Genomic DNA, 23,932 nt, shown 5'->3' with positions numbered 1-23,932 from the left:
CGGACATAAGCTACCGAAACCGCCATTTCGTCCTTGCTCCCGGGCCCGGCGTGGCTAGGATGCGCGCCGGCAAAACGGGAGAACGGATCATGATGCCATCGGCGCGTTTCGCCGACCTCGACGGCGCCTCGGTGCTGATCACCGGCGGCGGTTCCGGCATTGGTGCTGCGCTCACCGAAGGCTTTGTGCGGCAGGGCGCCAAGGTCGCTTTCATCGACATCGCCGACGAGCCAAGCACCGCCCTTGCCGACCGGCTGGAGAAGGAGCTCGGCCGCCGCCCGCTCTACCTCAGGGCCGATCTGCGCGACATCGCGGCGCTGCGCGCCGCCGTTGCCAAAGCGGCCGAGGCGCATGGCGACGTCACGGTGCTGGTCAACAATGCCGCGCTCGACGAGCGTCACGCAGTGGAAGACGTCACCGTCGAATTCTGGGACAACAACCTTGCGATCAACCTGCGCCCGCATTTCTTCACCGCCCAGGCCGTGGCGCCCGGCATGAAGCGCGTCGGCGGCGGCTCGATCATCAACTTCACCTCCACCTCCTATCTGATCAACCACCCCGATATGCCGGCCTACACCGCGGCCAAGGCGGGCATCCTCGGCCTGACCAAGGGCCTCGCCGGCAAGCTCGGCGCCGACCGAATCCGCGTCAACGCGGTGGCGCCAGGCTGGGTCATCACCGAACGGCAACGCAAGCTCTGGGTCACTGACGAGGCGCTCGCCGCCCATGTCGCCAAGCAGTGCATCAAGGATGTCATGCAGCCCGACGACATGGTCGGCACGGTGCTGTTCCTGGCGTCGGACGCCTCGCGCATGCTGACAGCCCAGATGCTGATCGTCGATGGAGGCTTCCTGTGAGCCCGGCACCAGCGGTCGCTGCGCTCGACTGGGGCACGACCAGGCTCAGGGCCTGGCTGCTCGACGGCTCGGGCAAGGTGCTTGCCGAGCGGCGCGGCGACGACGGGCTGATCACCGCCCGCGAAAAGGGCTTTTCGAACGTGTTGGAAGGCCATCTTGCCGCGATGGGCGCGCCGGACATGTTGCCGGTCATCATCTGCGGCATGGCCGGTTCCCGGCAGGGCTGGATCGAGGCGCCTTACGTCACCGTGCCGGCGCCGATCGGCGCGATCTTGCGCGGCGCCGCCCGCATCGCGGGCTCGGGCCGCGACATGCGCATCGTGCCCGGTCTCGCCCAGCGGCTGGCCGACGCGCCCGACGTGATGCGCGGCGAGGAAACCCAGCTTGCCGGCGCCGGTTTGCCGGCAAAGGGACGCCACCTCGTCTGCATGCCCGGCACGCATTCGAAATGGGTCGCGGTCGCGGACGGCGTGGTCACGGGCTTCGGCACCTGGCCCACCGGCGAATTGTTCTCCGTGCTGGCCACACACTCGATCCTGAAACATTCGCTCGGCGAGCATCCCGCTCCGGTTGCCGCGCGCAGTCCGTTCTTCCGTCAGTGGTGCGAGCGGGCTTTGGGCGAAGGCGGCGACGTCACCTCGAAACTGTTTGCCATCCGCGCCGCCGGGCTTCTGCAGGATCTGCAGCCCACTGACGCGGCGGCCTGCCTGTCCGGGCTGCTGATCGGCGGCGAAATCGCCTCGGCAAGGCGGCGCTACGGCGCCAGCGAAGCGCCGGTGGCGCTGATCGCCTCCGGCGCGCTGGCCGAGCTTTATGGCACAGCGCTCGACCTCGCCGGCCTTGCCTTTCGCAGCGTGGACGCCGATGAAGCGGTGCGCGCCGGCCTCGTCGAAGCCGCGCGCGAGAACGGCATGATTGGAGGCGCTTCATGAGCCAGACCGCACCCTTCCCGAAACTGAAGCGCGGCCTTGTCGCCATCCTGCGCGGCCTGAAGCCGTCCGAGGCGGTGGTGATCGGCCGGGCGGTCCACGATGCCGGCATCGAGGCGATCGAAGTGCCGCTCAATTCGCCGGAGCCGTTCCTCTCCATCGCCGATCTGGTCAAGGCGCTGCCGAAAAGCGCGCTGATCGGCGCCGGCACGGTGCTGACGGCGACGGACGTCGATGCCTTGCACAAGGCCGGCGGCAAGTTGCTGGTCAGCCCCAACATCGATGCCGAGGTCATGGGCCGCGCCATGCAATACGGCATGGTGACGATGCCGGGCGTGTTCACGCCGACCGAAGCCTTCCAGGCGATCCGCCTCGGCGCCTCGGCGCTGAAATTCTTCCCGGCAAGCGTGCTTGGATCGAGCGGCATCGCGGCGATCCGCGCCGTGCTGCCGGCAACGACGCTTGTCGGCGCCGTCGGCGGCGTTTCCGACAAGGATTTCGCCGGCTACAAAGCGGTCGGCGTCAGTATCTTCGGGCTGGGATCGAGCCTCTACAAGCCGGGTGCGAGCGTCGAGGACGTGGCGCAGCGCGCCCGCGCCGCGGTCGCCGCCTGGGATGAAGCTTTCGGAGTGGCGTGATGAATGGCGTTTCGGTTTTTTCCGACCATATCTGCGAGCTCGGCGAGGGTCCGAGCTACGATCCCGCCACCGACACGCTGTTCTGGTTCGACATCGTCAACGGCAAGCTTCTGGAAAAGCCGCTCGCCGGGGCGCTGAAAGTGCATGATCTAGGCGTCATGGCCAGCGCCATCGCGGTCATCGACGCCGACCGGCAGCTCATTGCCACCGAAGTCGGCCTGCAAGTCCGGGACATCAAGACCGGCAAGCTGACGCTGCACACGCCGATCGAGGCCGACAATCCGCTGACGCGCTCCAACGATTCGCGCGTTCATTCCTGCGGCGCCTTGTGGACCGGCACGATGGGCAAGGACGAGCAGAAGGGCGCCGGGTCGATCTACTGGTTCTTCAAGGGCGAATTGCGCCGGCTGTTTTCGGGCATCACAGTCTCGAATTCCATCTGCTTCTCGGAGGACGGCAAAATCGCCTACTACACCGACACCGCGACCGGGCTTCTGATGCGTGTCGCCTGCGATCCGGCGACCGGCCTGCCGGCCGGCGAGGTGAAAGTGTTCGTCGACCATCGCTCCTCGAAAGGCTATATTGACGGTTCGGTCGTCGACCGCGACGGCGTGCTGTGGAACGCCGTCTGGGGCGGCAAGGCGGTGAAGGCCTATGCGCCGGACGGCACGCTGCTGCGCGAGATCGCCATGCCGGTGACGCAGGCTTCCTGCCCGGCCTTTGTCGGTGCAAAGGCCGACCGGCTGGCGGTGACCTCCGCCTGGAAAGGCAAGGACGAGAAGCAGCGCGCGCTCGACCCGCAGGCCGGCATGACCTTCCTGCTCGACATTCCAGTCAAGGGGCGCTTCGAGCCGCGCGTGCTGATCGGCTAGTTTCCGACACAGGCATTTTGAAGGTCCCGGTTGTCGGCAGGCAAGGTTTTCACCTTTCATTCCATGAAAATCAGCGCAAACGCCGGAGATTGGCCGAGCCTCTCAACTCGTCATTCCAGGGCGAAGCAGCCGCGAAGCGGCGTCGCGCAGACCCCGGAATCCATTCCGTGACCTCGGCCGAAGGGCGCAGCGGAACAGAATTCTGCACCGTGAGCGGCGCCTCGATGTAACGGAATGGATCCTCGGGTCTGCGCGCGTCGCTACGCTCCTTGCTCCGCCCGTGGATGACGATCGTGACGGGGTTTCGGCTAATCTCCAAGGCTGCTCCCCAAGGCAAACATAGCCCGCGGTCAAATCCGTGCTGGGGTATGGGAGCAATCTTCGCCGGAGTGTTCCATCCGGAATTGCATCAAGACAAGAGATGCGGCGGCCGGCTTACTGTCGCGCAATCGCCTCGGTTCGGTCGGTTTCCCGCAAGCCGGCCACTTCGGGCATGCGATGGTACGCGCCTGATTTCCCGGAGCTTTCGATGCCGCAGCCGACCTTGATCCTTGTCTACGAACCGGAAAAGGCCTGTTTCGACCGGCTGGTCGCCCATGGTCATCCGGCAGAGCGCGCCATCGAGATCTCGTCCTATCTGGCGCAGTCGACCGACCTTGCACCGGAATTCAACCAGCTTGCCGAGGCTTGCGAAAGGCGCGGCCTCGCCTTCAAGCCTGTCGAGCTCGACAACGCGGCGCCGGTTCTGGCGGATGCCGATCCGGCAACGACGCTGGTCTGGACGCTTACCGACGGTATCGCCTACTTCCGTGGTGGCGCAGCACCTGCGCTGGCTCGGCTAAAGGGGCTGCGCACCATCGGCGCCGACGATTCGCTGTTCGCGCTCTGCCAGGACAAGCTGCGTTCGGGCGCCGTGCTCGGCGCGCTCGGCCTGCCGGCGCCGCAGGCCGGCCTGGCGCGCAACGGCGAATGGCTGGTCGAGCCGCCGGCCTCGCCCAAGGGCTGGTTCGTGAAACCCAACCGGCTCGGCGCCAAGATCGGCATCTGGCCGGATTCGCGCACCGCCGATCTCGGCCATGCGCTGGAGCTTAGCCGCCGCGTTTTTTCGCATTACCGCGACGATGTCGTCGTCCAGCCCTATGTCGCCGGCCGCAACGTGCGGGCGAGCTTTCTTGGGTTGAAGGAAGAAACCGGCGTCGAGGCTTTGGGCATATTCTTCGTCGGTTCCGGCGGCGACTTCCAGACCATGGTCGACTCGATGGCACTCTATGGCCAGACCGGTCAGGCGGCGAAGGATGCTGGCACCTATGCCGAGCCGGAACTTGAGGCCGTGGGCGCCAGTCAGCCTGAGGCGGATCGAAAAATCCGCGCCATCGCGCAGAAGCTGATAAGCGCTCTGGGCCTGGGGGACGTCTTTTCCGTCGACTTCAGGGTCGAGGCCGACGATACCGTGCACCTCATCGAGTTCGAAGTCTGCCCCGGCCTGCCCTGCTTCGATTTCCGCGACTATTGCCGAAAGCAGTGGGGCATGGAACTCGCCGATGGGATGGCGGAGACGGCGGCCAACCGGCTCTTCGGCTAACAGGTTGAAGTCGTGACCTTCATGATTGGCTGAGCCCTAACAACTTCGTCATTCCAGGGCGGAGCAAGGAGCGAAGCGACGCGTGCAGACCCTGGAATCCATGCCGTTACCTTGGCCACGGAGTGCAGCGGAGCAGAATTCTGGATCGTAGCGGCGCCTCGAAGTCACGGAATGGATCCTCGGGTCTGCGCGCGTCGCTTCGCTCCTTGCTCCGCCCGTGGATGACGACAGCTGGGCGTTTTCGGCAATCTCCAATGTAAGCCGCGCAGCAACAGCCGATCTGCCTGCTTCGCCGAACCTAGACGCCCTCGACCAGCACGATCTCGCCATCGGCCACTTTCTGGCGGATGGCGGCGGCGCGCTGGTATTCCGGCGAGTGGTAGCAGTCATGCGCCACGGCCAGCGATTCGAACTCGATGATGACGTTGCGGGCGCGCCCCGGCCCTTCGGCCTTTTCGTGCTCGCCGCCGCGCGCCAGGAACTTCGCGCCGAAGCGGTCGAATGCGAGCTTCGCGGCGGCGACATAGTCCTTGTAGCCCTCGGCGTCGCGCACATCGACACGGGCGATCCAATATCCCTTCGGCATTCTTTTTTTCTCCTGTGTGTTTTTTTGCGAAAGAGGGCCGGTCCTCAGGCGGATTGCATTTCGGCGAGAATCGCCTCTGCCGCGGCGCGCCGGTCCGGCGCGGCGACGATCGGCCGGCCGACGACAAGGTGGCTGGAGCCGTTGCGGATCGCCTGCGCCGGCGTCACCACGCGTTTCTGGTCGCCATGGGCGCTGCCTGCGGGCCGGATGCCCGGCGTCACCACCGCCAGATCGGGTCCGACGATGCGGCGCACCGCCTCGGCCTCCTCAGCCGAGCAGACGATGCCGCCCATGCCGGCATGCAGCGCCTGTTCGGAGCGCCTGAGCACCAGCGTGTGCGGGTCGTATTCATAGCCGGCGTCGATCACGTCCTGCTCGTCCATCGAGGTCAGCACCGTCACGCCAAGCAGGCAGAGCTCGCTGCCCCTGGCCGCCTCGACAGCCGCTCTCATGGTTTTTGGATAGGCATGCAGCGTCAGCATCGTCATGTCCATCTTGACGATGTTCTCGACGCCCTTGGCGACCGTGTTGTCGATGTCGAGCAGCTTCATGTCGAGAAACACCTTCGTGCCGCTGCTGGCGAGCTCCCGCGCGAAGTCCAATCCGCCGGCGAAGGCGAGCTGGTAGCCGATCTTGTAGAAGGAAACAGCGCCTTCGAGCTCGCGCACCGCTCTCTCAGCCTCCTTCAGCGTCGGCAGGTCCAGCCCAACGATCAGCCTGTCCCGCATAGTGTCGGCCTCCGCGAAATTGATCACGCCTCGATCCGGGTGGACAGCATGCGCGAGGTTTCGATCAGTGTACGGCATAGGCGCTCCATCGATTGCTGTAGTCTGGCGTCCCTGAATTGTCCGTCCTCGGCGAATGCTTCGCCGGCCTCGGAGACCGAGCATTCGGGCGTGATCACCTCCATCTGGCAGCGCACCAGCACCGCGCGCAAATGGTTGATGCAACGTATGCCGGCGAACTTGCCCCCTGAGGACGAACAGAGCCCGACCGGCTTGCCGGCAAGCGGCCTGAACGTATGGCTGCCCTCGCGCCGTACCCGGCTCACCCAATCGATCGAGTTCTTGAGCAATGGCGGGATCGAGCCGTTATATTCGGGCGTCGCGATCAGCAGCCCGTCATGCGCGGTAATCTGCCGGCCGAGCTTGATGGCGTTTTCGGGGATGCCTTTTTCCTTTTCCAGGTCCTCGTCCATGATCGGCAGCGGATAGTCGCCGAGCGAGATGCGCGTCACCTCCGCGCCCTGCATGGCCAGTTCCTTCTGCGCCACATCGGCGGTCCGGCCGCTGAAGGCGCCGCTCCGGGCCGAGCCGGCGAAGACGAGAATTCGTGGGATCACTGCCATTGGCCACCCTTGTTCGGGGACAGGTACAGCCAAGGAGCATTCAAATCAACGAGGGGTGGCAGAAAACGTTCGAGGATTGGTCGCCACCTACCAACTTCGTCATCCACGGGCGAAGCAGCCGCGAAGCGGCGTCGCGAAGACCCGAGGATCCATTCCGTTACCCCAATCGCAGAGCGCAGCGGGGCAGAATTCTGGATCGTCGCAACGCTTCGAAGTCACGGAATGATCCTCGGGTCTGCGCCGCGTCGCTTCGCTCCTTGCTCCGCCCGTGGATGACGACGTGACGGGCGTTTCGGCCAGTCGCCAGCACGCTGCCGCCACTGGCGATGCCCGAAACACTTTCGCAGGTAGAAACTAATGGCCTGCGCGCCGGTAGATCCACAGCTGCGTCGGCGGGATGTTGCGGAAGATGAAATCGAAATGCTCGACCGTGTAGTCGCCGCGCCCGGCTGGGATCGGCGACAGCGGGCCATAGGTCAGCTGCACGATCGGCCGTCCGGCGGGAATGCGGTCGAGCAGGCTTTCGATATAGGCGATGCGCTGGGCAACGGGGAAATTGAGCAGCGGCACGCCGGAGACGACCGAATCGAACACCATGTCGCGCTTGTCGCCGAGCGTGGCATTGAGATTGAAGGCGTCGCCCTCGATGACGTTGACGCCGGGATAGAGCCCACGCAGATGACGCACGAAGTCGGTCGAATATTCGACCGCGTAGAGGTTTTCGGGCTTCACGCCCTGGGCCAGGATGGCGCGGGTGATCACACCTGTGCCGGGCCCGACTTCGAGCACCGGAAGGCCCGATCTCGGATTGACGATCGACGCCATCTTGCGGGCGGTGACGGAACTGGTGGGAACGATCGAGCCGACCGTTTTCGGCTTGTCGATCCAGCCTTTGAAGAACTTCAGCTCGTCGTCGAATTTTTCGGCCAGCGCTTTGCGCAACCCGGGACTACGTGCCATCACGAGCTCTCCTCAATGCTCAGCCTCCCGCTCCGCTACTTAGCAGGTGGGTGGGACAAGGCAAGGCGTCAAGCTGGCATAAGGTGTTGATGACGCTTGGGCACCGGATCGCCCCCGATGCCGTGCGAAATGCGCGCCTGCGGCAATCAGTTTTCGCCGAACGACTCGAAGAAGTCCTTCATGCGCGCGAAAAAGCCGCTCGACTGGGGCGAATTGTCCTTCGAGGAGATCTGCTCGAACTCTTCCAGCAGTTCGCGCTGGCGGCGCGTCAGGTTCTGCGGCGTCTCGACCGCCGTCTGGATGTAGAGGTCGCCGACATTGGGCTGGCGCAGCACCGGCATGCCCTTGCCCTTCAAGCGGAACTGGCGGCCGTTCTGCGTGCCTTCCGTCACCTTGACCTTGGTCTGGGTGCCATCGAGCGTAGTGACCTCGAAGGAGCCGCCAAGGGCCGCCGTCGTCATCGAGATCGGCACCTTGCAATAGAGATCGGCGCCGTCGCGCTGGAAGAATTCGTGCGGCTTGACCGCCAGGAAGATGTAGAGGTCGCCGGGCGGTCCGCCGCGCAGGCCCGCCTCGCCCTCATTGGCCAGCCGGATGCGGGTGCCGTCCTCGATGCCGGCCGGGATGTTGACCGACAGCGAGCGTTCCTCGGTGACGCGGCCCTGGCCGGCGCATTTCGGGCAGGGGTCCTTGATCGTCTGGCCGCGACCCTGGCATTGCGGGCAAGTGCGCTCGATCGAGAAAAAGCCTTGCGTGGCGCGCACCTTGCCGTGGCCGTGGCACATGGAGCAGGTCACCGGCTGCGTGCCGGGCTTGGCGCCGCTGCCGGAGCATTCCGAGCAGGAGATCGAGGCCGGCACGCGGATCTGCGCCGTCTTGCCGGAAAAGGCTTCTTCCAGCGTGATCTCCATGTTGTAGCGCAGGTCGGCGCCGCGCTCGCGGCCGCCCGACGAACGGCGCTGGCGGCCGCCCATCATGTCGCCGAAAATATCCTCGAAGATGTCGGCGAAGCCGCCGGCGCCGAAACCGTGCGCGGCGCCGTTCATGCCGCCCTCGAAGGCGGCGTGGCCGAAACGGTCATAGGCGGCGCGCTTCTGCGGGTCCTTCAGCGTCTCGTAGGCTTCGTTGATCTCCTTGAACTTGTGCTCGCAGGCGTGGTCGCCGGGGTTGCGGTCGGGATGGAACTGCATGGCGAGCTTGCGGAAAGCGCTCTTGAGTTCCTTGTCGTCGGCGCCTTTTTGCACGCCCAGCGTTTCGTAGAAATCAGCTTTCATTTTTTCCCGCTGTCCGGATGCTCAATGTCTTCAAGCATTGTTGGCGACGTTTGCCGGCACGTTCTTGGATTTAGGAGCGATGTTTCCCGGATGCTAGTACTAAGCCGGGCCGCTCCGGGTTTTTTCTGTCACTTTTTCGACTGGGGTTGCAAAAAAGCCCGGCCTTCCGCCGGGCTTTTCGCATGATCCGCCGTCGGCCGGCTCAGGCCGACTTCTTCTTCTCGTCGTCTTCGTCGATTTCCTCGAAGTCGGCATCGACCACGTCCGAATCCTTGGCGGCGTCCGCCTTGGCGTCGGCTTCGGCCGCTTCCTTCTGCGAGGCCTCGTACATGGCCTGGCCGAGCTTCATCGACACTTCGGCGAGCGACTGCGACTTGGCCTCAATGTCGGCCGGGTCGTCGCCCTCGGCCGCGGTCTTCAGCGCGGCGATGGCATCCGAGATTGCGGTGCGGTCAGCCTCCGAGACCTTGTCGCCATAGTCCTTCAGCGACTTCTCGGACGAATGCACCAGCGCTTCGGCCTGGTTGCGGGCCTCGACGAGGGCACGGCGCTTCTTGTCCGCGTCGGCATTGGCCTCGGCGTCCTTCACCATCTTCTCGATGTCGGCGTCGGACAGACCGCCCGAAGCCTGGATGCGGATCTGGTGCTCCTTGCCGGTGCCCTTGTCCTTGGCCGAGACGTTGACGATGCCGTTGGCGTCGATGTCGAACGTGACCTCGATCTGCGGCACGCCGCGCGGCGCCGGCGGGATGCCGACGAGGTCGAACTGACCAAGCATCTTGTTGTCGGCCGCCATCTCGCGCTCGCCCTGGAAGACGCGGATCGTCACCGCCGACTGCGAATCCTCGGCGGTCGAGAAAGTCTGGCTCTTCTTGGTCGGGATCGTGGTGTTGCGCTCGATCAGCCTGGTGAACACGCCACCCAGCGTCTCGATGCCCAGCGACAGCGGCGTCACGTCGAGCAGCAGCACGTCCTTGACGTCGCCCTGCAGCACGCCGGCCTGGATGGCGGCGCCAAGCGCCACGACCTCATCCGGGTTGACGCCCTTGTGCGGCTCCTTGCCGAAGAACTGCTTCACGATCTCCTGGATCTTGGGCATGCGGGTCATGCCGCCGACCAGGACCACCTCGTCGATCTCGCCCGCCTTCAGGCCGGCATCCTTGAGCGCCGCCTTGCAGGGGTCGATGGTGCGCTGCACGAGATCCTCGACCAGGCTTTCGAATTTCGCCCGGGTGAGCTTCATCGTCAGGTGCTTCGGGCCGCTGGCGTCGGCGGTGATGAAGGGCAGGTTGATCTCGGTCTGCGTCGTCGACGACAGCTCGATCTTGGCCTTTTCGGCGGCTTCCTTGAGGCGCTGCAGCGCGAGCTTGTCGGCCTTGAGGTCGATGCCCTGTTCCTTCTTGAACTCGGCCGCCAGATATTCGACGAGGCGCATGTCGAAGTCCTCGCCGCCGAGGAAGGTGTCGCCATTGGTCGACTTCACCTCGAAGACGCCGTCGCCGATTTCGAGCACGGAAATATCGAAGGTGCCGCCGCCAAGGTCATAGACGGCAATGGTCTTGCCGTCCTTCTTCTCCAGGCCATAGGCAAGTGCGGCGGCTGTCGGCTCATTGATGATGCGCAGCACCTCGAGGCCGGCGATCCTGCCGGCGTCCTTGGTCGCCTGGCGCTGGGCGTCGTTGAAATAGGCCGGAACGGTGATGACCGCCTTCTCGACCTTCTCGCCGAGATAGGCTTCCGCCGTCTCCTTCATCTTCTGCAGGATCATGGCCGAGATCTGGCTGGGCGATTGCTTCTTGCCGCCGGCCTCGACCCAGGCGTCGCCATTGTCGCCCTTGACGATCTTGTAGGGGACAAGCTTCTTGTCCTTCTCCGTCACAGGGTCGTCATAGCGGCGGCCGATCAGGCGCTTGACCGCGAAGATGGTGTTTTCCGGATTGGTGACCGCCTGGCGCTTGGCCGGCTGGCCGACGAGACGTTCGCCGTCGCTCGAAATGGCGACGATGGAAGGCGTCGTGCGCGCGCCTTCAGCATTCTCGATCACCTTGGGGTCCTTGCCATCCATGATGGCGATACACGAGTTGGTGGTGCCGAGATCGATACCGATAACTTTTGCCATTGTTCTAATCTCTCCTCTAAGCAGGCTCTCTGGACCCTTCAAAAGGCGTTCCGACGAAAGCCCCTGTTCACAAGAAATCCCGTCATGGTCCCCGCTTTTTAGGGCTGGACGGCTGGCGCGTATATAAGAACAGGCGACACAAGGCGCAAGCATCCTGCGTAAGCTGTCCAACGTCTCGGCAGCGAGCCGGAAGACACCCGCCGCGCTCTGCGCCTGAGCCAGTCCGAGGTCGATCTATCTAACTGTTCCAGCTTGGTTTTTTTGAAACGGCGCCGCTTAGGGCACACAGATCTGCCGACCGCGAAGGTCAGGACTTGCTGTTTCGGGCGTGACTTTCGGTCGCGAAAGAGCGGAAAACCAGCATTGCGGCGACGCTTCGCGCATCCGGCGGCAAGCTGTGGGGAGCGCCTGGCGCTCGGGCAAACCCCTGCCGGGCGCGTGGCCCGGCAGGGGTTGCGGACTTCAAGCAATTCCACGAAAAGCCGCAGCGGTTTTCCGTTCGGAATTGCGTCAAACAGAATCTAGAGCCCGTTGTCCTTCAAGATCTTGGCAGCGTTGTCCTTGGTGATCTTTTCCGTCGGCAGGGTGATGGTCTTCTCGACCTTCTCCCCTTTCAGGAACTTGATCGCCTGGCGCAGGCCCTCGGCGCCCGGCGTGACATAGGTGAAGGTCGCGGTCAGCTCGCCCTTGTTCACCATCTGCACGCCTTCATTGGGCAGGCCGTCGATGCCGATGAACTTGATGTCCTTTTCGCGCCCGACATCCTTGGCCGCGAGATAGGCGCCATAGGCCATCGGATCATTATGGCCGTAGACGAGATCGATCTTCTCGTTGGTCTTCAGCGCGTTGGCCATGATGTTATAGGCCTGGTCCTGCTTCCAGTCGCCCGACTGCTGGTCGAGCAGGTACTTGATGCCCGGCTCCTTGTCGGTGAATTCATGGAAGCCATCATGGCGGTCATGCGCCGGCTGCGTGCCCATGCCGCCCCAGATCTCGACGACGTTGCCGGCCGCCTTGCCCTTGCCGCCCAGGAGCTCGACGGCATATTCGCCAGCCGCCCGGCCAATCAGCTTGTTGTCGCCGCCGACGAACTGCGTGTAGTCCTTGGTTTCGACATTGCGGTCGAGCACGAACACCGGGATCTTGGCGTCGATCGCCTGCTGCACCACGCCGGTCAGGCCGGCCGATTCCTTCGGCGAGACCAGCAGCGCGTCGACCTCCTGGCGGATCAGGTTCTCGACGTCGGCGACCTGCTTTTCGGTCTTGTCCTCGCCGTCGGTGATGATCAGCTCGACCTCCGGGTGCTTGGCGGCTTCCGCGATGATGTCCTTGTTGAACTGGGCGCGCCAGGGTTCGATGGTCGTCACCTGCGAGAAGCCGATCTTCCACTTCTTGTCTTGGGCAAAGGCATGGTTGCCGGAAAAGAGCGCGGTGGTCGTCACAAGCGCCGCCGCGAAGGTGGCGAGCTTCAGCATATCACGTCGTTTCATGGTCCTGTTTCCTCCGGATTATAGAGACGAGGTCTCCTGTGACGGCCGCTTGGCTGCGGCCGTTTCCTTTTGCGCCGTCCGTCCGCCGGGCAGGCGCAGATAGCTGAGAAGATCGCCGGCGTTGCGCTCCTGCACGAGCACGGTGCCGATGATGATCGCCCCCTTCAGCACCAGCTGAAGGTTCGAATTGATGTTGTGCAGCTGCAAGATGTTTGACAGCAGGCCGAAGATCAGCACGCCACAGAAGGTGCCGACCAGGCTGCCGCGCCCGCCCATCAGGCTGGTGCCGCCGATGACCACGGCGGCGATGGCGTCGAGCTCCAGCCCGGCGCCGGCATCGGGCTTGCCTTGGCGGTATTGCGCCACGTAGAGCACCGCCGCGATGCCGGCGAGCAGGCCCGACACCGCATAGGTGGCTATCTTGACGCGCCCGGCGGCGATGCCGGAAAGCCGCGCCGCCTCCTCATTGCCGCCGATGGCGTAGACATAGCGGCCGAACGGCGTGAAGCGCAGCACCGCGCCGTAGATCACGACCGCGCCGAGGAAGAACAGGCCCGGCATCGGCACGATGCCGAACACCAGCGAGCGCAGGATCTCGAAATCGGCGGTGGCGTTCGAGCCGGTATAGACCGGCAGCACCGCGTTGTTCTGGCCGGCGGTGAGCCTGGCGATGCCGAGCGCCGTCACCATCATCGCAAGTGTCACGATGAAGGGCTGCAGCCGGCCGGCGACGATAATGAAGCCGTTGATGGTGCCGAACAGAAGGCCGACGCAAGGCGCCACCAGCAGCACGCCGAGCACGCCGAACTTGGTCTCGACCTGCGGCAGCAGGTACCACAGCGAAAGGCAGCACAGCGCCACGCCGACGACGCCCGGAATGATCAGCCCGCGCGCCTTGTCCAGTCGCGCGTCGCGTCCGGCTTCCGTCCCGGCGCGGGATTTCTCGATGTTGAGCAGGATGAAGCGGGTGGCCAGCACGCCGAGGCAAAGCGCCGCCAGCGCGGTCGTCGGCACGCCGAGCGCTGCCGAGGGCGTGACGCCCGGCACGGTGAGCAGCATGGCGCAGACAACCGAGCAGATCGCCATCAGCGAGCCGACGGAAAGATCGATGCCGCCGGTCAGGATCACCGCCGTCATGCCGGTGGCGATGAGGCCGGTGGTCGACACCTGGCGCAGCACGTCGAGCAGGTTGCCGTAGGACAGGAAGATGTTGTTGCCCTTGGAGCTGATCGGTGAGCCGAACACGCCGATCAGGAAGATGGCGATCAGCCCCCAGTACAGCTTGGTGCGGGAAACAAGGCTGATAAGGTTCATGGGGCTGGTCTCGCTGCCCGTCTTGGTGTGGCAAGTCTTGGCGCGGCAAGCCGCATGATCGCCTCCTCGCTGGCCTCGGCGCGGGACAGGATTCCACGCTGGCGGCCCTCGGCCATGACCAGGATGCGATCGGCCAGATGCAGAAGCTCGGGCAGTTCGGAGCTGATCACGGCAATCGCCAGCCCGTCGCCGGCCAGCTTGAAGACGAGGTCGTAGATTTCGCGCTTGGCGCCGACATCGATGCCGCGCGTCGGCTCGTCGAGCAGAAGCACGCGCGGCCGGGTCGCCAGCCACTTGCCGATCACCACCTTCTGCTGGTTGCCGCCGGACAGCGTGCCGGCGGCCTGCTCGATGCTTTCGCAGCGTATGCCGAGTGCGCCGACCGCGTCGCGTGCCAGGCCGCGCTCGCCCGAGCGCGAGCGCAGGCCGAAGCGCGCCAGCGCGCCGACCAGAGGCAGCGAGACATTGTCGGTGATCGAGGCTTGGAGATGCAGGCCTTGCGTCTTGCGGTCCTCGGTCACCAAAGCAATGCCGAGCCGGCGGGCCTCGCGCGGCGAGCCGATCTCGACCGGCACGCCGTCGAGCCGAATCTCGCCGCCGGTGCGGCCGTCGCTGGAGCCGAAGATCGCCTCCAGGATCTCGGTGCGGCCGGAACCCAGCAGCCCGCCGATGCCGAGGATCTCGCCGGCCGCAAGGTCGAAGCTGATGCCGTCGATCATCGTGCGCCAGCCATGCCGGTCGGGCTTCGACAGCGACAGGTCCCTGACCGAGAGCACCGCTTCGCCGCCGGGGGCGCGCTCATGATCGGAGGAAGCGAGAAGGTCGCGCCCGACCATGGCCGTGATGATGGCGTCTTCGTCCAGCCTTGCCATGTCCCGCGTCAGCACGTGGCGTCCGTCGCGCAGCACAGTCACCCGACTGGCCAGATGCATCACCTCGTCGATGCGATGCGAGATATAGACGATCGCAACGCCGCTTGCCGCGAGCTGGCCGATGATGCGGAACAGTCTCTGGCACTCGGCCGGCGACAGCGCCGAGGTCGGCTCGTCCATGATCAGGATGCGCGCCGACTTCGACAGCGCCTTGGCGATCTCCACCAGTTGCTGCTCGCCAACCCTGAGCGTGCCGACACGCGCCTCGGGATCGAGTTCGATGCCGAGACGCTGCAGCAGCGCGCTGGCAGTGCGGCTGCTCGCCTTGCGGTCGACGACCAGCCCGGCGATCAGCTTTTCGCGGCCGAGGAAGATGTTGTCGGCGACGCTGAGCTCGGGGACGAGGTTGAGCTCCTGGTGGATGATGGCGATGCCGGCGTCCTCGGCGTCGCGGACGCCGGTGAAACGAATTGTCCGGCCGTCGATGGCCACGGCGCCTTCGTAGTCGGTATAGACGCCCGACAGGATCTTCATCAGCGTCGACTTGCCGGCGCCGTTCTCGCCCATCAGCGCATGCACCTCGCCGGGCCTGAGGTCCAGGCTCACATCGGACAGCGCGGCGATGCCGCCGAACCGCTTGGAAATGCCGGTCGCGCTCAGGACGACGGTTGGACCGTCGGCGGCCGCATTGCCAGTCGTGGTCGAATAAACGCGCTGCATGGCAAAGGACGGCCTCCCTCCGTCGTCTTCGATGGTTGAGACGCTAATCTAAACGTTTCGAATGTGTCAAGCGCATATCTGGTTGCTGAGGATTGATGCATTTCAATTCTTGCGAAAAAAGCCGGGTTTGCGTAGGTTTGGCCAAATAGGGGCAGTTAAACGTTTCGAAAATGACGGTGTCAGGGCGGAAAAAACAGCGGAAATCCACGGCGCCGACCATGCTGCATGTGGCTGAGGCGGCGCGTGTGTCCGTGGCCACCGTGTCGGCAGTGCTCAACGGCACCGCCACCGTCAGTCCGGAGCTTACCCAGCGCATCGAGCAGGCGATCCGCGACATCGGCTACAAGCGCAACGCCATTGCCCGCAGCCTCAAGATGGGCACCACGCGGACCATCGGCCTGACCGTGCCGCATATCACCAACCCGTTCTTCACCGATGTCGTTTCGGTCATCCAGCAGGCGTTCGACCGCGCCGGCTATGCCGTCATGCTGTGCTGCACGGACGAGGACCTGAACACGCAGGACGACCAGATCCGGCTGCTGCTCGACCGCATGGTCGACGGGCTGATCGTAGCGCGCGTCGGCGACGGCGGCATCCTGAAGGGCATCGTCGGGGACGCCAACGTGCCGGTGGTGCTGCTCGACCGCCTCTGCGAAGGCGTCGACACCGATGCGGTGGTGCTGGACAACCAGCGCGCCGTGTTCGATGCCGTCACCTATCTGATCCATCTCGGCCATCGCCGCATCGGCTATATCACCGGCGCATCCGACATATCCCCCATGCATGACCGCATGATCGGCTACCGCGAGGCGCTGCAGGCCGCCGGCCTGCCCGTGGCGGAGGAGCTCATACGCTCCGGCAATTTCCACGAGATCGACGGCTATAACGCCACAATGCAGCTGCTTTCGCTGCACGACCGGCCAAGCGCGATTTTCTCGGCCAATAATCCGATGGTGATCGGCACCATGAAGGCGATCCGCGACATCGGCCTCAGCTGCCCCGAAGACATTTCGGTCGCCTGCTTCGACGATTTTCCCTGGTCGGACGTGTTCGTGCCGCAGCTGACCACCGTGGCGCAGCCGGTGCAGGCGATCGGCGAGCAGGCGGCGAACCTCCTGCTCGACCGGCTGGCCGGCAACAGGGAGGCGCCGCCGCGCAAGCTCGTGCTGAAGGGCCGGCTGATGATCCGCAATTCCTGCCGGCCGCTCGGCGCGCTCGCGCAGAGCGTCAGCGCGTAAATCCGAAGGAGCTCTCGCCTAGCAGCTGCAGCCTCGGAAAGATGCCCCGGCCGCCGGCGACCACACGGGTGCCTTTGCCGATCACCGTCTTGGGGTCCGCTTTCAGCACCGTGCCGCCGGCCTCTTCGACCAGCAGCATGCCGGCCAGGCAATCCCAGGCGTTCATGTGCTCCTCGAGATAGCCGAGCAGCCGGCCGGCCGCCGCATAGGCAAGCATGAGCGCTCCGGAAGCATTGCGGTAGAAGACGCCGCCCTCGCCCATGATCAGGCCGATGAGAATGGCGACATTCGTGGTCGAGGCGCGGTTGGAGAGCCCGGTGCCGACGGCGCCGTCGGAAAGCGACGCCGCATTGCTGGCCTTGATCGGCTTGCCGTTGAGGAAGGCGCCGCCGCCGCGGCGGGCGTAGAACGTTTCGTCGGTCGAGGGTTCGTGGATAACGCCGACGATCGTCTCGCCATCCCTGGCACAGGCGATCACCACGCACCAGGCGGGAATCCCGCGCACGAAATTGGCGGTGCCGTCGATCGGGTCGATCACCCAGACATGACCGGTTGTTCCGGTCACCGCCGCGTGCTCCTCGCCGACGATGCCGTCTTGCTGATAGGCCTCGGCGATCGCGGCGCGGATGAACAGCTCGACCTCGCGGTCGGCCTCGGAAACCAGGTCCTGGTGGCCCTTGCTCTCGACGGCCAGGTTGTCGAGGTCGCGAAAATATTTCAGCCCCAGCTCGCCGGCGCGCCGCGCCAGGTCGATGGCAAAATGCATGCGGTCGTCGAGATCATGGGTCATGTGCAGGCTCGCGCGTTGGCGGGGAGCCTGCCCTTAACAGATGGGTATGTCAGAAGCCATGGCGCCGTCAGGCCGCCTTCGACATCGATTTGTGCACGTCAGCGAGGATCTCGAAGGAGCGCACGCGCGCCGCATGGTCGAAGCACTGCGCCGTCACCATCAATTCATCGGCGCCGGTGCGGCTTATGAAGGCGTCGATGCCTTGACGCACCGTCTCCGGCGAGCCGACGACGGCGCAGGACAGCGCTTGGGCAAGCATGGTTTTCGCCGCAGGGTCGAGGTCGCGGTCGTAATTCTCGACCGGCGGCGGCAATTGGCCGGGCCGGCCGCTGCGCAGATTGACGAAGGCCTGCTGCAGCGAGCTGAACAGAAGCTTCGCCTCGGCGTCCGACGGCGCGGCGAAGACATTGAGGCCGAGCATGACATAAGGCTTGTCGAGTTGCGCCGACGGCTGGAAGCGCGTGCGATAGACCTCCAGCGCATGATCGAGCTCGGCCGGGGCGAAATGCGAGGCGAAGGCGTAAGGCAGGCCGAGAAGGGCTGCGAGCTGCGCGCCATAGAGGCTGGAGCCGAGGATCCAGACCGGCACGCTCTGGCCCTCGCCGGGCACGGCGCGGATGCGCTGGCCTTCCTCGGCCGGCTGGAAATAGCCCATCAGCTCGACCACGTCCTGCGGGAAATTGTCGGCGCTTTCGAGATTCCGCCGCAGCGCCCGCGCGGTCAGCATGTCGGTGCCCGGCGCGCGGCCGAGGCCGAGATCGATGCGGCCGGGGAAAAGTGCGGCCAGCGTGCCGAACTGCTCGGCGATCAGCAGCGGCGCATGGTTGGGCAGCATGATGCCGCCGGCGCCGACGCGGATCGACTTCGTCCCGCCGGCGACATGCGCGATCACGACGGACGTCGCCGCGCTCGCAATGCCCGGCATGTTGTGGTGCTCGGCCAGCCAGTAGCGCCGGTAGCCCAGCCGCTCGGCATGGCGGGCAAGGTCGAGCGAATTGGCAAGCGATTGCGAGGCGGTGCTGCCTTGCGTGATCGGCGACAGGTCGAGAACCGAAAGGGCCGTCATTGGTCAGGTCTCCACGATGCGTTTTTCCCGCAGTCTCGCCTCGAAGGCAGCGCGGTCGGGAATGACGATGGCGAGCTGGCTCTCCAGCACGCCGGCGAGCTCAGCGGCGGTCGCGATCTCGCGCTGCTCGCTGCGGCCGCCGGCATGATGTGTCGACAGCCGGTTGTTGCGCAGTGCATAGCGCCGGTCGGGCAAGGCGAGCGCGGCAACCAGCGTGGTCAGGAAATGCGAGCTCGGATGCGTCGACAGGAAATGGCTGCCGACCAGGTAGTCGACCTCATAGGCCTGGCTCATGTCGAAGCGGTAGAGCGTGCGCCAATCGCTGCCAATGCCTGCTTGCAGGCGAAGATCGTCGCCGGTCTCGACGATGCGGAAGGCCTCGTGCGGTGTCTGCTGCACCAGCCCGGGCTCAAGCAGCAGCGGCGCCGTCAGCGTCAGGCCGCCGAAGCCGACATCGGCAATGTAGGTGCGGCCGCCGAGCTCGACGCGCAGCAGCATATGGCTGCGCGCGGTGACGGCATCGTCGGGCTGGCCCCACAACACGCGCGCCGCCAGCCCGCTGGTCGTGAAGCCGAGCGCCTTCAGCGCATGCATGAAGATGAGATTGTGCTCGAAGCAATAGCCGCCGCGGCCCTGGCCAAGAATCTTGTCCTGCAGCGAGGCGATGTCGAGCCCGACGGAAACGCCCATCAAGGCGTCGATGTTCTCGAACGGGATCGCCTGCGGGTGGATTGCATGCAGCGCCTGCAGCGTGGCGAGCGCAACGTCGGTCGGCCCGTCATAGCCGATGCGGGCGAAATAGCCATCGAGATCGAAGTCGCTCATTCAGGGGCAGGTCCGGCTTGACCGGCCCGATATAGGCACTGCCCGCCAACGCTGCAAATAACGGCCACGCTTTGCGATTGGGCCACATGCCAATGCATGTCGCCCGGAGTGCGCAGCGGTTCTGGGACCACGATGACACAGGTCCCCAGAGCGCGTCGCCCGAATCCACTTCAGCGCGACGTGCTTCAGGCCGGTTTGTGATTGTTTTCGGCCGGCTCTTCCTCGACGGCCATGGACTGCTGCGCCGCCAGGAAGTTGCCGACATGGCTCAAGCCCTCGAAATGGTCGCAGAAGACCTTGATAACGACCAGCAGCGGCACCGCCATCAGCGCGCCGACGAAGCCCCACAGCCAGGACCAGAAGGCGATGGCGATGAAGATCGCCACCGCATTGATCTCGAGGCGCCGCCCGACCACCGTCGGCGTCACGAACTGGCCTTCGATGATGTCGCACAGCACCACGAAGGCCGGCGCCAAGAGCGCATAGGCGATCGTGTCGAAGCTGATCAGCGCGATGACGGCGACAATCACGACCGTCATCAGCGCGCCGACATAGGGCAAGAAATTCAGCAATGCCGCCATCGCCCCCCAGACGAGCGGGTTGGGCATGCCGAGCCCCCACAAGCCCAGCCCGATCACCGTCCCGAGACTTACATTGATGATGGAGACCGTGAGCAGATAGTGCGAAATCTCGCGCTCAACGTCATAGACGATGCGCAGCGCCCGCTTCTTCTGCGTCATGCTGGCGAAGGATTGGACGATCTTCTCGTAGAACAGCGTGCCGGAGGCGAGCAGGAACAGCGACAGCACGAACACGATGGTGATCGCCGTGCCTGCTTCCAGGATGTTGCTGGCCGCCGTGGACAGGATGCCGGAAGGCGCTACCGCGACCTGCTGAAGGCCGGGTTCCTGAGACGTCTCCGTCAGCGCCTCCAACTGATGTGCGAGGTCCATCATTCGTTCGAGCGGCCGCTTGAACGGGGCCAGCCGCTCGGTGAGCTGCTGGCCGATCGAATAGCTGTTGTTGATGAGGTCGATGACCGGACCGCTGAGCAGATAGCCTGCGGCGGCGAAGACGAAGATCGAAAGCAGCACCAGCAGCGTCGCCGAGACAACCTCAGGGATGCCGTGCTTGCGCAGCAAACGCACGATCGGCGTCAGCGTCAGCGCCAGCAGGAAGGCGAGTATCACCGGCATGAAGAAGGCGCGCGCGAAGTACAGCGCCGCCGCCGTCATCAGAATGAAGATCCCGATCACCAGCGACCGCGTCAAGCGCATGTCCGCCCGGGCGCTGGCACGCGGATCAGGGCTTTCGGCAACGCTCGCGCCCGAAACGATCGGCTCGGCTTTCATCGGTTCCCCTTGCAAGCCCACCACCCAAACAATGAATGCATGGCAGGCTTTTGGGCGAAACGCGGGAGTTCCGGGCAAGGTTCCATGAGCCGGCTGTCCGCGGCATCGCACATGCGGTTGCGCTATTACATGACGTGTAATTGAGCCGCTGCGCCGGCCAGGCCTAATACGGGGCAGGCTTTTGCGACGACAGAGCAGAAGGCTGGCGCGGCGACGACTTCGTCCGCGCGATCACATCCGATTTTGCAAGAGGACGTTACAATGCAAAGATTCAACCTCCAGACGATCGGCTCGGCACCCGAAAAATCCAGGCCTGCGCTCAAGGCGTTGGAAGAGAAGTTCGGCTTTCTTCCGAACGTCATGGCGACTATGGCCAACAGTCCGGTGCTTCTCAACGGATTCGTCGCCACCTTCGGCAGTTTTCACGGCGGCAGCTTCGATGAAATCGAAAAGCAGGTCCTGCTGCTTACCAATGCGGTGACGATCAAGTGCCCCTGGACCGTTGCCGCGCATTCGACATTCGCCATCGAAGACGGCATCGACGAGGGCGAAGTCCAAGCGATCCGAAAGGGCAGGCTGCCAGCCAACCCGAAATACGCGGCGCTCTCGGCGTTGACGAAGACGTTGATCGAAAAAAAGGGAAACGTCACCGATGCCGACATCGATGCGTTCACCGCGGCGGGTTACTCGAAAGCCCAAGTTCTGGAGGTGGTGACCGGCGTCGGCGTTTCGACAATGGCGGCAACCACGACCAACATGGCCGGTACGCCGATCGAGGAGCGCTTCCGGGCGCAGGCATGGTCTCCGCTCGCGGTGGCAGCCTGACCCGCATAAACCGAGACCTGGAGCGCGACGCACTTCAGCGTGATTGGCGACGCATGGATCGGCACGATCCCTGCGCCGCCAAAACTTGAGCCGGATTGAAGCGTACCGCAGCGGCGGTGCCCGAGGATTGCTGACCATGAACCCGTCGAATATCAGGACAGGCATGACGCCCGATCTGGGTGTGCTCTTGCGCCACTGGCGCGATTTGCGCGGCACAAGCCAGCTCGATCTGTCGCTTGATACCGGCATTTCCCAACGACAGATCAGCTTCATCGAAAGCGGACGCAGCGTGCCCAACCGCGAAACCCTGATGGCTATCGCCCGGGGGCTCGATGTGCCTTTACGCGAGCGTAACACATTGCTGCTCGCTGCGGGCTATGCGCCGATGTTTTCCGAAAGCGCGTGGGATTCGGTGGAAATGAAAAGCGTTACCGACGCCCTGACGCGCATCCTGCGGCAGCACGAACCCTTTCCAGCAGTCGTGATGGATCGCTACTGGAATGTGCTCATGGCCAATGAATCCGCGCCGCGCTTCTTCGGCTGCTTCATCGACATGTCCGCCCGCCAGGGACCGCGCAACATGTTGCATCTGATGTTCGATCCGCAAGGCATGCGTCCGTTCATCGCCAATTGGCCCGATGTCGCCAGGAGCTTGTTCGAGCGTGTCTATCGCGAATCCATCGGCCGCGTTGTCGACGAGAAGACGAAGGTCCTGCTGGCGGAATTGCTCGCCTATCCGGGTGTTGAAAACGAATGGAAAAACCCGGTCGCACTGGGCTTCACGCCAGTCATTCCGCTGGGGTTCGTCAGGGAAGGCAGGGTTCTCAACTACTTTTCGATGGTCACCACGGTCGGGACGCCGCAAACCGTCGCTGCCCAGGAACTGCGTGTCGAGTGCATGTTCCCGGCCGACGAGGCAACCGAGACGCTTCATGCCGAAATGATGGCCGTCGGCGCCGGGCATCCAGCGGCCTAGCATCTGGAGACCGGCGTCGACTGCCGCTCAGTCGGCCGGCGCCGCGGTGGCGGGCGCGGTTTTGGCCGTCTCCTTGCGCACGATCGGCGCCACCCTGGTGCCGTAAAGCTCGATTGCCTTCATGATCTTGGCGTGCGGCATGGTGCCGATCGCCATCTGCAGCAGGAAGCGGTCGTTGCCGAAGATCTTGTGCTGGGCGACGATCTTTTCCGCCACGGCCTCAGGATTGCCGACGAAGAGGGCCCCACTGGGACCCCGCGCGTGATCGAAATGCGCGCGCGAGGTCGGGCCCCAGCCGCGCTCGCGGCCGATGCGGTTCATCACCTCGGCCTGCGGTCCGTAGAAATCGTCGGCCGCCTGTTCGGTCGTCTCGGCGATGAAGCCGTGCACGTTGATGCTGGTGGCGAGGCTGGCCGGATCGTTGCCACCGCGCCGCGCCGCCTCGCGATAGATATCGAACAACGGCGCGAAACGCGCCGGCTCGCCGCCGATGATGGCCAGCGCCAGCGGCAGGCCGAGCACGCCAGCGCGCGCGGCGGATTGCGGCGTGCCGCCGATGGCGATCCAGACCGGCAGTTTTTCCTGCAACGGACGCGGATAGACGCCGCGGCCGTTGATCGGCGCGCGCAGCTTGCCCTGCCACGTCACTGTCACCTGGTCGCGGATGGCGAGCAACAGGTCGAGCTTCTCGGCGAAGAGCTCGTCATAGTCCTCGAGATTGTAGCCGAACAGCGGGAAGGATTCGATGAAGGAGCCGCGCCCGGCCATGATCTCGGCGCGGCCGCCGGACAGAAGATCAAGCGTCGCGAATTGCTGGAAGACGCGCACCGGATCGTCGGAGGAAAGCACCGTGACCGCGCTGGTCAGGCGGATGCGCTTCGTGCGCTCGGCCGCCGCGGCCAGCGCCACCGCCGGCGCCGAGGCGGCATAGTCGGGACGGTGATGCTCGCCGAGGCCGAACACGTCGAGGCCGACCTGGTCGGCCAGCTCGATTTCCTCGATGAGGTTGCGCAGCCGCTCATGCGGGCCGATCGCGCCGGGGCCCGGCTCCGGGCTGACATCGGCGAAAGTGTAGAGACCGAGTTCCATCTGGTTGCGTCCTCAATGTTCATGTCAGCGTTTGTCGTCGGCGCTAGAGGTAACTATCCCCCGTTCTGCCCGCCAGACGCGCGGTCTGCGAACAGTGCATCGCGCTGCCGGGCCGTATCCCTGCGGCAACAAGCCCGGATTTTTCATGGCTGCCATACCGTTTTGGCGCTTGAACTTAGCGCTTTCACGCGTATGTAAGCGTCGCGAATA

At 64.7% G+C, this 23,932-nt stretch carries 22 protein-coding genes; 8 read left to right on the top strand and 14 right to left on the bottom strand.

The genetic code is table 11. The annotated features are described in order from the left end of the window. The first annotated feature begins 89 nt into the window (after window positions 1–89). The 5 genes from LB526_RS24190 to LB526_RS24170 all read left to right on the top strand — a co-directional run bounded on the left by LB526_RS24190 (window position 90) and on the right by LB526_RS24170 (window position 4,878). On the top strand, window positions 90–857 hold the full coding sequence (locus LB526_RS24190) for an SDR family NAD(P)-dependent oxidoreductase (protein WP_224630052.1): 768 nt from the start codon (window positions 90–92) through the stop codon (window positions 855–857). Beyond that, the gene (locus tag LB526_RS24185) at window positions 854–1,789 is read left to right on the top strand and encodes a 2-dehydro-3-deoxygalactonokinase (protein WP_224630051.1); all 936 of its coding nucleotides are present in this window, start codon (window positions 854–856) and stop codon (window positions 1,787–1,789) included. Before LB526_RS24190 ends, LB526_RS24185 begins: the two co-directional genes overlap by 4 nt. Then, the gene (locus LB526_RS24180) at window positions 1,786–2,424 is read left to right on the top strand and encodes a 2-dehydro-3-deoxy-6-phosphogalactonate aldolase (protein ID WP_224630050.1); all 639 of its coding nucleotides are present in this window, start codon (window positions 1,786–1,788) and stop codon (window positions 2,422–2,424) included. Before LB526_RS24185 ends, LB526_RS24180 begins: the two co-directional genes overlap by 4 nt. Then, complete coding sequence (locus tag LB526_RS24175) at window positions 2,424–3,296, top strand: SMP-30/gluconolactonase/LRE family protein (RefSeq protein WP_224630049.1); 873 nt, start codon at window positions 2,424–2,426, stop codon at window positions 3,294–3,296. Before LB526_RS24180 ends, LB526_RS24175 begins: the two co-directional genes overlap by 1 nt. 529 nt (window positions 3,297–3,825) lie before the next feature. Further along, complete coding sequence (locus LB526_RS24170) at window positions 3,826–4,878, top strand: D-alanine:D-lactate ligase-like protein (protein WP_224630048.1); 1,053 nt, start codon at window positions 3,826–3,828, stop codon at window positions 4,876–4,878. A 298-nt stretch (window positions 4,879–5,176) separates the two neighbouring features. Here the strand turns inward: LB526_RS24170 and LB526_RS24165 are convergent, their stop codons facing one another. The 9 genes from LB526_RS24165 to LB526_RS24125 all read right to left on the bottom strand — a co-directional run bounded on the left by LB526_RS24165 (window position 5,177) and on the right by LB526_RS24125 (window position 15,561). Beyond that, window positions 5,177–5,464 carry a DUF1330 domain-containing protein gene (locus LB526_RS24165; protein WP_095769448.1) on the bottom strand — a complete coding sequence of 96 codons (288 nt, stop codon included), beginning with the start codon at window positions 5,462–5,464 and terminating at the stop codon, window positions 5,177–5,179. A 44-nt stretch (window positions 5,465–5,508) separates the two neighbouring features. Continuing rightward, entirely contained in the window at window positions 5,509–6,192 is a 684-nt protein-coding gene (gene pyrF, locus LB526_RS24160) for an orotidine-5'-phosphate decarboxylase (RefSeq protein ID WP_224630095.1), read from the bottom strand. A gap of 23 nt (window positions 6,193–6,215) precedes the next feature. Beyond that, window positions 6,216–6,812, bottom strand: a complete 597-nt coding sequence (locus LB526_RS24155) for an NADPH-dependent FMN reductase (protein WP_224630047.1) — start codon at window positions 6,810–6,812, stop codon at window positions 6,216–6,218. A 354-nt stretch (window positions 6,813–7,166) separates the two neighbouring features. Continuing rightward, window positions 7,167–7,772: a phospholipid N-methyltransferase PmtA gene (gene pmtA / locus LB526_RS24150; RefSeq protein ID WP_224630046.1), complete on the bottom strand. Its 606-nt coding sequence runs from the start codon at window positions 7,770–7,772 to the stop codon at window positions 7,167–7,169. A 146-nt stretch (window positions 7,773–7,918) separates the two neighbouring features. Then, window positions 7,919–9,046, bottom strand: a complete 1,128-nt coding sequence (dnaJ, locus tag LB526_RS24145; protein WP_095769451.1) for a molecular chaperone DnaJ — start codon at window positions 9,044–9,046, stop codon at window positions 7,919–7,921. Between the two features lie 202 nt (window positions 9,047–9,248). After that, window positions 9,249–11,165, bottom strand: a complete 1,917-nt coding sequence (gene dnaK, locus LB526_RS24140; protein WP_140845306.1) for a molecular chaperone DnaK — start codon at window positions 11,163–11,165, stop codon at window positions 9,249–9,251. Window positions 11,166–11,686: 521 nt separating this feature from the next. Then, window positions 11,687–12,655 (bottom strand): substrate-binding domain-containing protein, encoded by a 969-nt coding sequence (locus LB526_RS24135; RefSeq protein WP_095769453.1) that lies wholly within the window; start codon window positions 12,653–12,655, stop codon window positions 11,687–11,689. 18 nt (window positions 12,656–12,673) lie between these two features. Beyond that, window positions 12,674–13,969, bottom strand: a complete 1,296-nt coding sequence (locus LB526_RS24130) for an ABC transporter permease (RefSeq protein WP_095769454.1) — start codon at window positions 13,967–13,969, stop codon at window positions 12,674–12,676. Next, the gene (locus LB526_RS24125; RefSeq protein WP_224630045.1) at window positions 13,966–15,561 is read right to left on the bottom strand and encodes a sugar ABC transporter ATP-binding protein; all 1,596 of its coding nucleotides are present in this window, start codon (window positions 15,559–15,561) and stop codon (window positions 13,966–13,968) included. Before LB526_RS24125 ends, LB526_RS24130 begins: the two co-directional genes overlap by 4 nt. A 218-nt stretch (window positions 15,562–15,779) precedes the next feature. On the opposite strand from LB526_RS24125, the gene LB526_RS24120 reads away from it, so the two are divergent. Next, a complete protein-coding gene (locus tag LB526_RS24120; RefSeq protein WP_095769456.1) occupies window positions 15,780–16,799 on the top strand; it encodes a LacI family DNA-binding transcriptional regulator in 1,020 nt (339 codons plus the stop codon). On the opposite strand, the gene LB526_RS24115 is transcribed toward LB526_RS24120, so the two are convergent. The 4 genes from LB526_RS24115 to LB526_RS24100 all read right to left on the bottom strand — a co-directional run bounded on the left by LB526_RS24115 (window position 16,789) and on the right by LB526_RS24100 (window position 20,832). Next, complete coding sequence (locus tag LB526_RS24115; RefSeq protein WP_224630044.1) at window positions 16,789–17,589, bottom strand: inositol monophosphatase family protein; 801 nt, start codon at window positions 17,587–17,589, stop codon at window positions 16,789–16,791. The two genes, LB526_RS24120 and LB526_RS24115, sit on opposite strands and share 11 nt — an antisense overlap. Before the next feature lie 67 nt (window positions 17,590–17,656). Continuing rightward, entirely contained in the window at window positions 17,657–18,655 is a 999-nt protein-coding gene (locus LB526_RS24110) for an LLM class flavin-dependent oxidoreductase (protein ID WP_224630043.1), read from the bottom strand. A gap of 3 nt (window positions 18,656–18,658) precedes the next feature. Beyond that, window positions 18,659–19,480 (bottom strand): arylamine N-acetyltransferase family protein, encoded by an 822-nt coding sequence (locus LB526_RS24105; protein WP_224630042.1) that lies wholly within the window; start codon window positions 19,478–19,480, stop codon window positions 18,659–18,661. Window positions 19,481–19,665: 185 nt separating this feature from the next. Continuing rightward, window positions 19,666–20,832, bottom strand: coding sequence for an AI-2E family transporter (locus tag LB526_RS24100; RefSeq protein ID WP_224630041.1), 1,167 nt, complete (start codon window positions 20,830–20,832; stop codon window positions 19,666–19,668). Between the two features lie 261 nt (window positions 20,833–21,093). Here LB526_RS24100 and LB526_RS24095 point away from each other — a divergent pair, with 261 nt between their 5' ends. Together LB526_RS24095 and LB526_RS24090 are read left to right on the top strand one after the other, a co-directional pair. Further along, window positions 21,094–21,657: a carboxymuconolactone decarboxylase family protein gene (locus LB526_RS24095; RefSeq protein WP_095769461.1), complete on the top strand. Its 564-nt coding sequence runs from the start codon at window positions 21,094–21,096 to the stop codon at window positions 21,655–21,657. Window positions 21,658–21,793: 136 nt separating this feature from the next. Next, window positions 21,794–22,633 carry a helix-turn-helix domain-containing protein gene (locus LB526_RS24090; protein WP_224630040.1) on the top strand — a complete coding sequence of 280 codons (840 nt, stop codon included), beginning with the start codon at window positions 21,794–21,796 and terminating at the stop codon, window positions 22,631–22,633. A gap of 27 nt (window positions 22,634–22,660) precedes the next feature. On the opposite strand, the gene LB526_RS24085 is transcribed toward LB526_RS24090, so the two are convergent. After that, window positions 22,661–23,722: an LLM class flavin-dependent oxidoreductase gene (locus LB526_RS24085; RefSeq protein ID WP_224630039.1), complete on the bottom strand. Its 1,062-nt coding sequence runs from the start codon at window positions 23,720–23,722 to the stop codon at window positions 22,661–22,663. Window positions 23,723–23,932 lie beyond the last annotated feature (210 nt).

It is taken from the genome of Mesorhizobium sp. CA6, from assembly GCF_020165035.1.
GTDB lineage: Bacteria > Pseudomonadota > Alphaproteobacteria > Rhizobiales > Rhizobiaceae > Mesorhizobium.
Note: the sequence above shows the minus strand (reverse complement) of the source record. Positions and strands in the feature narration are given on the sequence as shown.